The sequence below is a fragment of the Gimesia algae genome (assembly GCF_007746795.1).
Classification (GTDB): domain Bacteria; phylum Planctomycetota; class Planctomycetia; order Planctomycetales; family Planctomycetaceae; genus Gimesia; species Gimesia algae.
Genome location: NZ_CP036343.1, coordinates 4755111 through 4769167 on the forward strand (window position 1 = coordinate 4755111; position 14057 = coordinate 4769167).

General features: G+C 49.8%; 7 protein-coding genes. 4 read left to right on the top strand and 3 right to left on the bottom strand.

Annotation, left to right across the window (positions count from 1 at the left end; translation table 11 throughout):
• Positions 1 to 15: 15 nt before the first annotated feature.
• On the top strand, positions 16 to 1713 hold the full coding sequence (locus Pan161_RS17620) for a glycerol-3-phosphate dehydrogenase/oxidase (RefSeq protein ID WP_145229292.1): 1698 nt from the start codon (positions 16 to 18) through the stop codon (positions 1711 to 1713).
• Between the two features lie 681 nt (positions 1714 to 2394).
• On the opposite strand, the gene Pan161_RS17625 is transcribed toward Pan161_RS17620, so the two are convergent.
• Together Pan161_RS17625 and Pan161_RS17630 are read right to left on the bottom strand one after the other, a co-directional pair.
• Positions 2395 to 4944, bottom strand: a complete 2550-nt coding sequence (locus Pan161_RS17625) for a bifunctional serine/threonine-protein kinase/formylglycine-generating enzyme family protein (RefSeq protein ID WP_145229294.1) — start codon at positions 4942 to 4944, stop codon at positions 2395 to 2397.
• The gene (locus Pan161_RS17630; RefSeq protein WP_145229296.1) at positions 4941 to 5561 is read right to left on the bottom strand and encodes an ECF-type sigma factor; all 621 of its coding nucleotides are present in this window, start codon (positions 5559 to 5561) and stop codon (positions 4941 to 4943) included. The genes Pan161_RS17625 and Pan161_RS17630 overlap by 4 nt, the downstream gene beginning before the upstream one ends.
• Positions 5562 to 5774: 213 nt before the next feature.
• Here Pan161_RS17630 and Pan161_RS17635 point away from each other — a divergent pair, with 213 nt between their 5' ends.
• The 3 genes from Pan161_RS17635 (at position 5775) to Pan161_RS17645 (ending at position 10584) form a co-directional block, all read left to right on the top strand.
• Complete coding sequence (locus tag Pan161_RS17635) at positions 5775 to 6698, top strand: hypothetical protein (RefSeq protein WP_145229298.1); 924 nt, start codon at positions 5775 to 5777, stop codon at positions 6696 to 6698.
• A gap of 166 nt (positions 6699 to 6864) precedes the next feature.
• Positions 6865 to 9162, top strand: a complete 2298-nt coding sequence (locus Pan161_RS31290; RefSeq protein ID WP_145229300.1) for an FAD-dependent oxidoreductase — start codon at positions 6865 to 6867, stop codon at positions 9160 to 9162.
• Positions 9163 to 9264: 102 nt separating this feature from the next.
• A complete protein-coding gene (locus Pan161_RS17645; protein WP_145229302.1) occupies positions 9265 to 10584 on the top strand; it encodes an FMN-binding protein in 1320 nt (439 codons plus the stop codon).
• A gap of 2 nt (positions 10585 to 10586) precedes the next feature.
• On the opposite strand, the gene Pan161_RS17650 is transcribed toward Pan161_RS17645, so the two are convergent.
• Complete coding sequence (locus Pan161_RS17650) at positions 10587 to 13736, bottom strand: PAS domain-containing hybrid sensor histidine kinase/response regulator (RefSeq protein WP_197995380.1); 3150 nt, start codon at positions 13734 to 13736, stop codon at positions 10587 to 10589.
• Positions 13737 to 14057: the final 321 nt, after the last annotated feature.

The following is a 14057-nucleotide window of genomic DNA, read 5'->3' on the forward strand; positions in this document are numbered from 1 at the left end:
AAATATGGACTATTTATGAATCAGACTGAGCGGGTACTCATACTGGGAGCAGGCATCAACGGCGTCGCGGTTGCCCGTGAGTTACTGTCGAACGGAATTTCCGTCTGCATGATTGATCAGGGAGATCTCTCACAGGGAGCAACATCCAAATCATCCCGACTGGTTCACGGCGGTTTGCGCTACCTGGAATATGGTGATTTTTCGCTGGTGAAAGAATCCGTTCACGAACGCGGGATTCTGCTGGATCTGGCCCCGCATTTCGTGAAACCCCTGAGGTTCGCCATCCCGCTGGCACATCGCGCGACAGGCGTCATGTCGTCTGGTCTCCGTTTTCTCAGTGGTTTCCGCGTGCCCGGAGCACACTGGCTCAACAACCAGTTCTCCTTTTCGTCTGAGCGGGGCATGTATCTGGTTGACATGGGGCTCACCATGTATGACTGGTTTGCCTCGAAAGGCAATCTTCCCCGCCATTCGGTACACGATGTGGGTGAACCAGGATTACCCGCTATCAACAAAGAGAAATTCCGCTGGATCGCCTGCTATTCCGATGCACAAATGCGATATCCCGAGCGCTTCGTTGTCGCGTTATTACATGACTGTCGGAAAATTGCGCAGCAGAAAGGCCTCGAATTTGAACTCCTCACTTATCATCAGCTGTCGCTGAAAAACAGAAACGTACAACTGACATCCCTGCGGCATCCCAGTTTAAATCACGAACTGTTTGTCCCTAAAGTCATCATCAATGCATCAGGAGCCTGCGGTGATCTGACGCTCCAGCAGGTTGACGTTGCCTCTCCGCGACTGATGGGGGGCACCAAAGGCAGTCACATCATTACCTTCAATCAGACTCTCCGGGATGTGTTAGGAGAGCAGGCCATTTACTCCGAAGCCAGCGATGGACGACTCGTCTTCATTCTACCTTTTGGAGACTGCACACTGATTGGAACGACCGATGTCCGCGTCGAAGGCAATCCGCTCGACGTCGCCGCCAGCCCTGAAGAGTTAGACTATCTGGTCGGCATGGTCAACATGGTCTTCCCTCAGGTCGGACTTACCTCCGCAGATATCAACCTGCATTACAGCGGCGTTCGTCCCCTGCCTTATCAACCGGAGGGCAAAGCCGCTTCCATTTCGCGAGACCACTCGATCAAAGAATACGAAGGTCCCTCCGGCTGGATCGTCACACTCGTGGGTGGAAAGCTGACTTCGTGGCGCGCCTTTGCCGAGAACGTGACCGATCGTATCCTGAAGAAGCTGGGGAAAAGCTATCACTCAGAATCGAAAACCCGTCTGATCCCCGGCGCAGAGCATTATCCGCAAACCCCTGATATCCTCAAAGCCGAACAAGGTCGTCTCGCCGAGAAGTTTCAACTCTCGCTGGCAAGTATTCAGACACTCTGGATTCTACAGGGAACTTTAATCGAGGACATTCTCGACTCGCTGCCCGACTGTTCCTCAGAATTGCTCCCCGGAACCAATATTCCGCGCCAGTACGTGCTCTGGACCATCAACAACGAATGGGTCGAGACCATCGGCGATCTCGTCGAACGTCGCCTGATGCTGATCTTCGATGAAACATTAGATGCAGCCACTCTGCAGGCGCTCGCAGAATGTCTGGTCGAAACAGGCAGACTGGATGCTGCCCAGATCCCTGCGACACTCGAAAGTTACCAGACCCACCTCACAAAGTTTTACGGCAAAAAAGTCCACTAAAATACTTCCATTCAACCACAGGCCCCTCGCTCGGTCTTTGCAGGAACCAGCTTTTTCACGTTTCCGGTCATTTCACAATTCATAGCCCATCTCCCTGATTGCTTTGAAGTCATCTGCAAACAGCCTTGCCTTCCAATAACAGTCATGCTCTGACTGACTCAACTGATTATTTTCGACTTGACTCCTGCGCGCCACGAAACATGATAAGCGTTTCACTGAGTCGCGCGCGTGGTCCAGTATTTCTTCACCTGCAGAACAGGAATCAGTGAGAAGATCAACACTATAAAACCCTCTTAACCTCAGCTTGATTTAAGTAAAGCCTGCTCAAACGCCCTCTGTGGATCGACACACAACGCCGCGCAATCGCCCCGGCATCGCACGTGCTCGCCTTGACATCAGCACTTGTCAACATATATCGCCACACGATTTTAATCACAACCGCTTGACACCCCCGCGCCCCTGAAGAAAATCTTCTTCTTTGGCACGAAATATAAAAAAGAACATTCATCAAACAACATCACTGTGTAACAATAATCGATAAGACTGTGGCTGAGAGTATAGAAAGAACAGCGTGATGATCACGCTGGCACTGTGCACAACGATTCTATTCGAAATCGCCAGCTCCCCGCAGATGAACATTCCGCATCAGATCCTGCACTGACTGTTTTCACAACTCGGGAATCAATCGAGTTGCGTTTCACGAACGATCCGAAATGCCCCGCGGGATGGTGTTTCCGGCAAGCCATGTCCTCGAATATAGGAAGTCAGTTGTGCCGCCGGTTGTTGAAATCCCCCTCCCCGCCGGACACGTTCACGCCCTTGCGCGGGTCCCGTCGGATTCTCAACAGGTGAAACGGAATAGTAGCTGGCACTGTAATAATCCTGACACCACTCCCATTCATTCCCATAGACGTCATACAGCCCAAAGGCATTGGGACGTTTCTGTTTGACAGGATAAACCTGACCGTCAGAATTATTCAGAAACCAGGCATACTGATCCATTTCGCTGGGTTGATCTCCAAAAAACCACGCGGAATCTGTTCCGGCACGGCACGCGTATTCCCATTCAGCTTCTGTGGGGAGGCGATATCGATCACCTGTTTTATCGGAAAGCCACTCACAGAATGCAGTGGCATCATTCCAGCTGATACTGACAGCCGGCGCCTGATTCTGAACAGGTAAGTCACCCAGGTTTTTCCAGGAATAATCCATGGTCTTCACCCAACTGCCACCCGTCATTCCATACCCGCCACTCCGCTCTGCATCGGTCTGATATTTTGTCGCATTCACAAATTCACGAAACTGCTCGTTCGTGATTTCAGTAGCACTCATGTAATACGGTCGGGTAAGGCTGACTTGATGCTGAGGGGCATCTGACTCAGCCGAAGTCGCCGTCTGATCGCCCATCAGAAACTTTCCGGGAGGAATCAACATCAGTTCGATTTCTGATTCCCCAGCACCAAGGGGAACCTCTCTTTTGACAGGCAGATTCATTTTCGCAGCATAAGTCTGCTGGAAGGGAGCAAGCATCGAATGAGATGGATTTGTTTTCGACAAATTTGCTGCCACTTCGGAGTCAGCAACCGAGTGATCCGTCACCGCCGGTTTCCAGGTAAAGGCGCCAATCAGAATCGCCGCGGCAACAGCCAGCCCCCCCCACAACAGACCACGAACAGGGAGAGCACCAGATTTTGCCAATTCCTGCTGACTGGTACTTGCCAGCATGGTCAACTCGGGAACAGCAGGCTGAACTTCGGTCGGATCACTGGCCCAGTCAGCTTTGTGCGACTGCGGTTGTGAAAGTTCAACCTGAGGAATCAAAGCGGTCTGATCACCCGGACATTCCATTGAGAAACTTTCCAGATCGCAAATCAGTTCGGTGGCTGACTGGTAACGATCATCGGGAGACTTCGCCAGCATCTTTTCGAAAATAGGATCGAATTCGGGTGGGACCTGACAGAGCCGTTCAGACAGACGGGGAATCGGTTCGTCTCTGTGAGCCAGGATTCGTTCGACTGTCGTTTCCCCCTGATACACGGGCTGGGCCGTTAACAGAAAATAGAATGTGCAGCCCAGACTGTAAATGTCAGACCGGTGGTCCGCGAACTTCGTATTCCGCGCCTGTTCGGGAGCCATATAGTCAATGGTCCCCATAAAAAACTGGCTGGAAGTTAATTCGGTTTGCGCTTCCGCTCCCAGAATAACATCATCAGGCTGCTGCAGACGGGCCAGACCCATATCCAGGATTTTCAGATCTCCCTGATCATCGACCAGAATATTAGCAGGTTTAATATCACGATGGACAACTCCCTGACGGTGTGCGTACTCCAGTCCCTGTGCTACCTGCAGAATACAGTTCAAAGCATCGAAAAAGTCAAGCGGACCAGAATTGCGCACTAACTGTGTCAGACTCTCGCCGTCGATGTATTCACAGATCAGAAAATGAATCCCCTGGTCTTCTCCAGCGTCATATGCTGTCACAATGTGAGAATGCGAAAGTTTTGCTGCCGTCTGAACCTCGCGTTCAAAACGTTTTAAACGATCCGGAACATGCTGCAGATCAGCGCGAATGACTTTTAATGCAACAATGCGTTTCATCCGGCGGTGCAGCGCCTTATATACGATACCCATTCCACCGGAACCAATTGGTTCCAGGATCAGGTAATCAGCGATTAACAACCGTCGGTCGTCGTGGGACAGTAGCACGTCCGACTGGTAGTCCGTTATTTTGCCGGACTGCACTAGTAGTTCAGTCAGATCTTCAGACGTTTGACTGGATGGCTCTGCCTCTGATGCTAGTTGCAGTGCCGTTAGTTCTGCTTGCGAGAGGATGCCCTCTTTCACAATCCGCTGTTGACACCGCTCCAGCGAAGGTGGGGCGGTCAGGTTCTGTTGTTTGTGAGCTGAAGAATTCACTACAGCAGCGAGTTGGTCCGCTTGTGCCGCTTCGAGTACAGACGCCAACCAGTCCGGCTCAAGATCGGGAAACAGTTCCAGATAATCGGCAGACTTCAGAGTCTCACCCCGTTGGCAACGATGCTCGATTTCCAGAGGAATCAATTCTTTGAGAATGACTTCCCGGTATTCTAATGCGACATTTTCGAGATAGTCATCAATCGAAGGCAGTTCCCCGAGCCTCAACTCTGTTTCGTACTGATCACACAGTTGGTTGACTCTCAGCATCAGGTCTGAAGGCAGCTGTTCGAAATCAGTTTCATTTCGCGATTTCACAAATTGCAATCCTCATGCCACAGACGGGTAATCAACTGAAGTTTTCGTTCAACGGTTCGGCGGGCGCAACCTTGATTCTGCGCAATTTCAGTTGTAGTTTCCCCTTCCATTTTGGCCAATGCAACCTGTCTTAAGGCGGAATCACCTGTTTTGTCTAATAAATTTAACAGTCTTTCCAGTTCTTCGGCCATCTGTACCGCGAATTCGGGAGAGGGTTGCTGCTGGATAATCTCTTCAAAATCAACCTGCATGGACGTTTGCTTCCTGTGTGACCCTGTGTCTTCGCTATTTCCTGTGCCGCCGCGTTTCTGTCTGTTTTCCAGTCGAATCAGGTCCACTGATTTATGCGAAGTGATTGCCACCAGGAGCGGCCATAAATTTTGCCGATCGGTGATCTGTGAAAAACGGCCATTCTGGGCCCCCAGGCAGAAACTTTTAAAGGCACTCAGCGCCACATCTTCTTCGTCCGCCATGGCCCGGGGCGCACCTCGTAATTTCTTGCGGGCGACTTCCACCATTTCCAGAAAATACGATTCCCACAACCTCTGCGCAGCCTGAGCGTCACCCGATTTTATCTGATCGATCCACTGAGTGACGGTTTCTTCTATGACAGACATACAGACTTGCTTTCCTGAACGGCTTTTCTGAAATTCAGCCCACCATTATATCGTAGAGTCCAGCCATTCAACAGCTTCAGTCTCATTTCGCTCAAAGTATCTTTTTTCGCGAAATTTTTGTCGCATCTTAACATTCGCTGACGATTTCTCTGCAACAGCAGTTTAAACAGATCAGTCTGTGTACATCACCCGATTACAGCAAAGAAAATTCTTATGTTCCACATCCGCTTAAGTAAATGCAGAGCTTGCCTCTGCGTTGTTATCTCACTCACAGCCAGTTGCCTGATTACCGTTGATGCGCATGCACAGCAGACTGGAACACAGCGAGACGATCTCAAAAAACTGAGTGATGACTTTGATGATGCCTCTACTTTGAAACAGTGGTCGCGCATTTTTCAGACAGAACAGAGCAATGCCGACCAGCTCGAGCAGTTTGACATCGCTAACACGAAACCAGGATGGATGGTCATGATCCCTTACAGCAGCACGTGGTACAAGGACTACCGGGGAGTTCTGGTCTACAAAGAAATCAGAGGAGATTTTGTGGTCACTTCTAACATTCGCGTCGCGCGACGAAACGGCGATGGTGCACCACGCAGTAATTATTCACTGGCAGGTCTCATGATCCGTACGCCTCGCAATGTCACTCCGCAAACCTGGAAACCAGGCGGCGAGAATTATATCTTTCTCTCTCTCGGCGCTGCCAATCGACCTGGCTCGTTTCAGTTTGAAGTTAAAACCACCCTCAACAGTCGATCGACACTGGCGGTCACCAACGCAGGGACGCCTGCCGCGATGATCCAGATCGCGCGCATGGGAAATGACTTCATCCTGCTGAAAAAAACACCGGATGGTAGCTGGAATGTCCATCAACGCTATCGCCGCCCTGACATGCCTGAACAGCTGCAGGTGGGACTCACGGTTTATACCGACTACACCACTGCCTCGCGTTTGAAAGCACCTCAGCAGAATACACAGGTCATTCGAAACGGTCGTCCTGATCTGGTCGCCGGATTTGACTATGTTCATTTCCAACGTCCCGCCATGCCTGCCCAGTTCCAGGGAAAATCGCTCTCGAGCCCGGCAGAAGTCACAGATGCCCAGCTTTTACAGTTTCTAGGCGAACATGCTCAATAATTAAGAACATTATTTAACAGATCGCTCAAGCAATTCGCGCGACAGCCTGTTTGCAATTGATTCGAGCACGGGTTTATAATCTGATCTGAAAGTCTATTTCGGATCGAATCCGTTTTGATATGAGTGAGATGAATACTCAACGAATCAATGTCAGGAGTCTGTGAGAATGCGTTACCTGGTTAATACTCTCTCTGTATTCGCAGCAATTGCGATCACACTGTTTCCGGTCGAAGACTTGGCCGCTTCCCAGCCTGTGGAAGGAGTTCTGGTGGAAGCAGAAAGTTTCGACCAGCAGGGTGGCTGGAAACTGGATACCCAGTTTATCAACATCATGGGCTCTCCCTATCTGTTGGCGCATGGACTCGGCCAGCCAGTGGCAGACGCAGAAACGACCGTCCAGTTTCCCTCTACCGGAAAATATCGCGTTCTCGTTCGCACGAAAGACTGGGTTGCTCCCTGGAAAGCCAAGGGGGCTCCAGGCCGGTTCCAGTTGATGATTGATGGGAAACCCTTAAAGGAAACCTTTGGTACCAAGAGCGCCAAATGGTTCTGGCACGATGGTGGTACGGTCGAGATCACAAAACCGGAAGCGAAACTGGCGTTGCATGACCTGACAGGTTTTGAAGGGCGCTGCGATGCCATTCTGTTTACAAAAGATCTCAACTACCAGCCCCCCAACGACCTGTCTCCCATGGATCAGTGGCGCAAAGGCATGCTCGGCCTGCCGGATCAGCCGGAAAAAACGAAGAAATATGACCTGGTCGTTGTCGGTGGTGGATATTCCGGCATGGGAGCCGCGATCTCCGCTGCCCGCATGGGTTGTTCGGTCGCGCTCATCCAGGATCGTCCGGTTCTGGGTGGTAATGGCAGTTCAGAAGTTCGTGTCTGGGCACAGGGACTGGTACGTCGTGGGAAATATCCTCATCTCGGAGAGATCATCGCCGAATTCGCTGATTCGGCTGCTGCTTCTCCTGGTACTTATGAAGAGTACGGCGACAAATTGAAAGAAGATGTCGTCCGCGCCGAAAAAAATATCGACCTGTTTCTCAATACGCGTGCCTATGCGGTGAAAAAAGAGGGAGAAGCCATTCAGAGCGTGACCGCCTTCAATACCAAATCCAGCAAACGCACGGAATTTCTCGGTTCGCTCTTCGCGGACTGCACGGGTCATGGAGAAATCGGATACCTGGCGGGTGCCGACTATTACACACATGAAAAAGGCCACATGGGCATGAGCAACATGTGGACCTGGCAAGAAGCAGAAACAGAGAAATCATTTCCCGATGTCAGCTGGGCACTCAACCTGAATATGGATGACTTCCCGTACCCCAAACGTTTTCATGGCGAATGGTTCTGGGAAAGCGGCTTTGACAAAGATCCCATCAAAGATCTGGAATCCATGCGAGACTGGAATTTCCGTGCCGTCTATGGTGCCTGGAACGCCATGAAAAACAAAGGGGGCAAAGACAAGCACCCCAATGCGGAATTAACCTGGATGGCTTTTATCGGCGGACCACGCGAATCTCGTATGCTCCGCGGCGACGTCATTCTGCGTAAAAAAGATATTGTGAATAAAATCGCTTTTCCGGATGGCTGTGTGCCCAGCACCTGGTCCATCGATTTACACTATCCCAAAAAACAATACATGCAGAAATACCCGGAAGACCCCTTCATTTCACAAGCTGTTTTCGACAGTCGCGTCGACCGCAGATTCGGTTATCCCGTTCCCTATCGATGCTTTTACTCACGCAACATCCCGAACCTGTTTATGGCAGGGCGTTGTGTCAGTGTCACTCATGAAGCACTCGGAACAGTGCGTGTTATGAAAACGGGTGGCATGATGGGTGAAGTCGTCGGTAAGGCGGCCGCCGTTTGCACTGACAAAGACTGCAGTCCCCGTGAAGTCTATACGGATTACTATCAGGACCTCGAAAAACTGATGTCCCGAAAAGGCGTCGAACGCCGCGATACAATTGATGGTCAGTTCTATACGCCGAAAGATTCCAAAGAACTGCCCCCCATCATCGATGCCTACATCGACCCGACGACACTCCCGGGTCTGGTCATTGATGACGAAAACAACAACGTACAGTTCGTCGGTACCTGGACCAGAGGGGAAGGTCTGAAAGGCTTTATCGGCAACCACTACGTCTATCATGGCAAAGGGAAAAAAGCCGAGATTCACTTTAAATTCCAGGTTGATAAAACAGGAAAATATGAAGTCCGTCTGGCTTATGGTCACCATGAAAATCGTGCTACCAACACTCCGGTTACCGTTCGCTCTCCTCAGGAAACGAAAACGGTGAAAATCAATCAGAGAATCAAACCACCATTAAAGAACGGCTTTATTTCTCTTGGCACCTTTGAATTTGAGAAAGGGCAACAGATTGAGGTCGTCATGTCCAATGAGGGAGTGGACGGGAATGTGCACGCCGATGCAATTCAGGTCCTGCCTGCTGACTGAGCTCATTCTCTGAGTCAGACTGCCGTTGCACCATTGTTTGAAATCAACACCAGAGAATAAACGACTCAGGCAAAGCAGACTGCCTGAGTTGATGAGAACAGGATGACAGACTTACCGCAAGCCGTGAAGCCTCAACGATCGAAACGGCGCGCCAGTCTCTTAAAGTCACTTTCTCTCAAGTTCTACCGGATGGCTCTCCTGATTCTCATTCTCTGTCTGATCAGGGATTACTTTGTGCGGCTGCGCGTCCAGGGCAAGGCTCCCATTGAACTTCAAGAAGTCCAGAAGATTCTACCCGCCGCTCATTCACTGCAGGTTGATCATTCGGACCGGATGGGACTGTTTGTCCTGAACCAGAGTCAGAAGCAAATCGGGTATGCGATTCGTACTTCACCGGTCTCCGATGGCATTATCGGCTACTGTGGCCCTTCTGACACCTTAATCGTATTTAGCCCGCAGACAGACCGCATCGCCGGCATCTCCATCCGCAGCAGCGGTGACACCACCTCGCACGTCAATGATGTCCGTCAGAATGAGTACTGGATGAACCTCTGGCAGGAATATGGCTGGAATAGAATCGCTGAGCTGGATCTCCAGTCGGGGGAGATCGAAGGGGTTTCCGGCGCTACCATGACCAGTATGGGCATCGCCCATGCCATCGCGCATCGGATTCGCATCTCTGAACAGAAAGCACAGGAAGATCCCCCGTTTGTATTCCGAGTGAAAGACGCAACCATTATTGGCTTTTGTATTGCCGCATGCCTGATTACTTTTACGCGTCTCAAGCGGATTCACTGGTTGCGAAAATTTTTCAAACTCGTCGCATTGATTTATCTCGGCTTCTGGACGGGAGACCTGCTGGCGGAATCGCTGTTTGCCGGCTGGGCCCGGTATGCGGTTCCCTGGAGAACGGTCTCGGGACTTGTCGTATTGGCTGCAGTCGCTGTGCTGGTTCCCTGGACGACCCGTCGGAATGTTTATTGTCAGAACATCTGCCCGCATGGGACCGCACAGGAATTTCTGGGAAGACTGCTTCCCGCACGGTCAAAGTGGAAAATCAGACCGGATATCAAACGGGCATTACGCTGGATCCCGGCTTTATTAATCGGGCTGATTCTCATGATTCTTTTTTTAAGAATCCCCGTCGACCTGGCGGAACTGGAAGCCTTCGATGCTTACCTGCTGGCATCGGCAGGCATTGCTTCGATCATTATTGCAGTGGCAGGACTTGTCGCTTCCCTGTTTGTCCCACAGGCTTACTGTCACTATGGCTGCCCCACCGGAGCCATTTTTGAATTTGTCCGATCGCATGGCAGCGCGGATCATTTTAGCAGAAGCGATCTGGTGGCCGGCCTGTTTCTGATTCTGGCAATGGTCTTGAACCAATACGCTGAACAATTACAGCAGTTACTGCTGAACTGACTCTACTCGATATTGATGTTCGAAGCATCGTCTTGAATCTGTTGCCTGATCAACGCTTTGCTGATCACATTCACCAGTTTTTGAGGTTTGTAGGGTTTTTTCAGAAAATGGACGATTTCGGACCCCTGCATCTGTTCCGAAATATCAGTCTCACTCAGTCCACTTGTAAGAATCACAGGGATGTCTACTCCCTTCTTCCTCAGCAGTTCAAAGGTCTCAACACCACTTAAACCTGGCATAGTCATATCCAGAAGAATCACGCTGATCTCGTCACGATGATTCTCATAAAGGTCCAGGCCTTCATTACCTGAATAAGCAGTCATCACGGAAAACCCAAAGCGTTGCAACACGCGATTCACCACTTTACACACTGCCAGGTCATCATCAATCACCAGAATGGAACCGGATTCCACCGGTACTTGCGATTCGGCACTGCCATCATCATCGAGATCGACAGACGCTTCGACTGCCAGAGGTAAAATTACGCGAAAGCAGGAACCTCGATCCGTAATAGACTCAACGTGTAACCCCCCATGGTGCCCTCTGATAATCCCAGAGACACCAGCCAGCCCCAGTCCCCGACCAGTAAATTTGGTTGTAAAAAACGGGTCAAACATTTTTGACTGGCAGTCAGCATCCATACCGCTCCCGTTGTCCTCCACTTCGAGAAAGACAAATCGACCTGGGGTTCCATTTTCACAGAAATAATATTCTGAGAATTCATCCTTACCCAACTCGCTGACACCGGTGCGAATCTTGATCTTGCCTGCTTCTGCCTGGTTTTGAATCGCTTCAGAAGCATTGGTCAGTAAATTCAGAACCACCTGCTCTATCTGACCTGTATCACCATGGATCATTAGTTCTTCAGCAGACAGATCCAGGTCAATGGGTGCATTCGGAGAAACAATCGATTTCATGATCTCTACTGTTTCCTGAATTACGCGATTTAAATTAAAAGTCATTGAGGCAAAGGTACGACGCCCGGAATAGGCCAGGAGCCGCTCGCAGATTTTCGCAGCATGACGCGCGGCCATTTCAATGCTTTTCACGTAGGGAGCCACTGGAGACTCCTCATCCAGTTCCATTAATACGAGATTCGTATTCCCTAATATTGCCAGAAGTAAGTTATTAAAATCATGGGCAACTCCACCAGCGAGTACGCCCAGACTTTCCAGTTTCTGGGCATGCAGCATCTGTGCATGCAGGTGATCTTTTTCTTCCTCAATCTGAATTCGATCTGTGATATCCCGGATAACCTTGATATATCCGGTAATCTGGTTATCAGATCGTCTGAGGGGGGTAACGATCGTCTCCCCCTGAAAACGGGAACCATCGGCACGTCGATACTCAACAATAAACGGTTTTAAAACACGGGTGTTGGGAAAGGAAACCCGGTTGAACTGCTCTTCATACAGACTGGAAGAGACAATAAGTTCGCGAACCGGCCGGCCCAGCAGATCCGCTTCTTGACAACGGAAGTGGATCTGAATCGACTCGTTACACATGACGATATTATGGCTGCGGTCAGTCACAATCATCGCATCTGTCACGGAGTGAAATATGATCTGTAATAAAATCCGTTGCCGATTCAGTTGCTCAATGGTTTTCTTTCGAACCGTCACGTCAATCGCCAGCCCGATACATCCGATAATTTCATCATTCATATTTCGTAACGGCTCGATATGGATATCCAGGTAGGTATTCTCGAACTGTTGTTCGAACCGTACAGATTCCCCTTTCAAGGTTCGCTGATGCATCGCCGTCATATTGACAGAAACATCCTGCGATTTATGGAAATTATAGATGCCTTTCCCCACCGTTTCTGCCGGTTGAATCCCCAACTGGTTCAGCCCTGCTCCGACGATAGATGTATATTGATTATCAAGGTCAGTCGTCCACAGAATCGCAGGGATCTGATCCATAATGATGCGCAGGCGCGCTTCACTTTCCAGACGAATCTGCTGGGAACGTTTCAGATCATCAATATCAATATGGGTACCGATAATCTGCAGAGGAACTTTTTGCGGGCTGTAAGCAGAGATTCTGCCACGTGTAAATACCCATTTCCATGTACCATCTTTTTTCTTGATCCGAACCTCAACATCATAAGAACTCGACTTACCTGAAATATAATCGTTGAGCGCTTTCACTGATGTCACATAATCATCCGGGTGGATCATTTGAGTCCACGCCTGATTGATTGCAGGCTCTAATTCCGCTGGTTCCTTCAGATCCTGCAACCTGGCAAACGCTTCGGGAAATTCGCCGGGACCATAACCCAGCATCGCATACCAGTGCTCATCGAAATAGACCTGTCCTGTCGTCAGGTCATATTCCCAGAATCCGATGGACGAACCCCGGGCAGCCATGGTGATGCGCAATTCACTTTCCTGCAGCTTCTTTTCGGCCTGCGCGCGACTGAGTTCAGCAGCTGCCCGATAAGTATAATTCCTGATGACAGGAAGTTTACACAAATCTTCAAAGACAGGGCGATCTCCCAGCAGCATCAAATGGCCTTGAACCTCTCCATCCTTATCGATCATCGGGAGACTGAAATAAGATTCAATGCCATTTTTGATGAGAAATTCGTCTTGCGGATACTGCCCGGAGACTCCCTGATGTACTGAATAGGGATCCTTCCCAATAGCGTGCTCACAGGGAGAGCCAACGATATCGTATTCAAAATCGGGCCCTGGTTTTCCATCAACAGAAACGCCAAAGGTTTTACATTTAGTACTCTGGTCTCTTTGATGCTGAACCAGACAGACATACTTCATTTTTAAAGCATGAGATAATTCCTGCACCAGACGTTTAAAAAATTCATCGCCGGTGACATCACTTGTCGCTCGAGTCAATCTTTTCAGTAATCGCTCATTTTGCCGCTGCGCGGAAATGCTGTTCAACAACCAAAGCTCTTGTTCCGGGTTGTTCGGCAGCTTGACTTCACACAAATGCTGAATACCATCGGCATGTTGAAACCAGATTTCCGCCTGATCTGGTTCACTGGAATCTGTTTTTAATTCAGCTTCAGTCTGCAATTCAAACAGCCGCCCCAGATTCGCTTCAAATAATTCTGGAGTTTCAATTGAGTTCCCCAGTAACTCTTCGGATCGCTGGTTGATAATCAGCGTTTCGCCCGCGCGGAATACCACCCCCGCGGGAATACTTTCGATTATTAATTTAATAGATGCATTGTCGGATACTTGAGGATAGGATTGTTTTGTTGAATCCGTCCTATTTTGCGTAGTATCTATACGGAACTGTTTAATGTTCCCTCTGGTGGAAGCGAAGTGGAACTTCATTCACTGAGACTCCCTGGAATGTTACTGATGTTCATAATGCTAGGTCATTCCTTACAACCCCTGACTTTGATTTGACATAGGTAGGGGTATGCTACAAAATCATAGTTGTAATCGATATGCCAAACACGCAATCCTGAAGAATTGACTCACAAATTTGCCCTCAGGGTCTCC

Coding starts and splice junctions, on each gene's coding strand:
- Pan161_RS17630 (WP_145229296.1), bottom strand. CDS start 5,561: ATGTCTGTCATAGAAGAAACCGTCACTCAGTGGATCGATCAGATAAAA.
- Pan161_RS31290 (WP_145229300.1), top strand. CDS start 6,865: ATGCGTTACCTGGTTAATACTCTCTCTGTATTCGCAGCAATTGCGATC.
- Pan161_RS17645 (WP_145229302.1), top strand. CDS start 9,265: ATGACAGACTTACCGCAAGCCGTGAAGCCTCAACGATCGAAACGGCGC.
- Pan161_RS17635 (WP_145229298.1), top strand. CDS start 5,775: ATGTTCCACATCCGCTTAAGTAAATGCAGAGCTTGCCTCTGCGTTGTT.
- Pan161_RS17620 (WP_145229292.1), top strand. CDS start 16: ATGAATCAGACTGAGCGGGTACTCATACTGGGAGCAGGCATCAACGGC.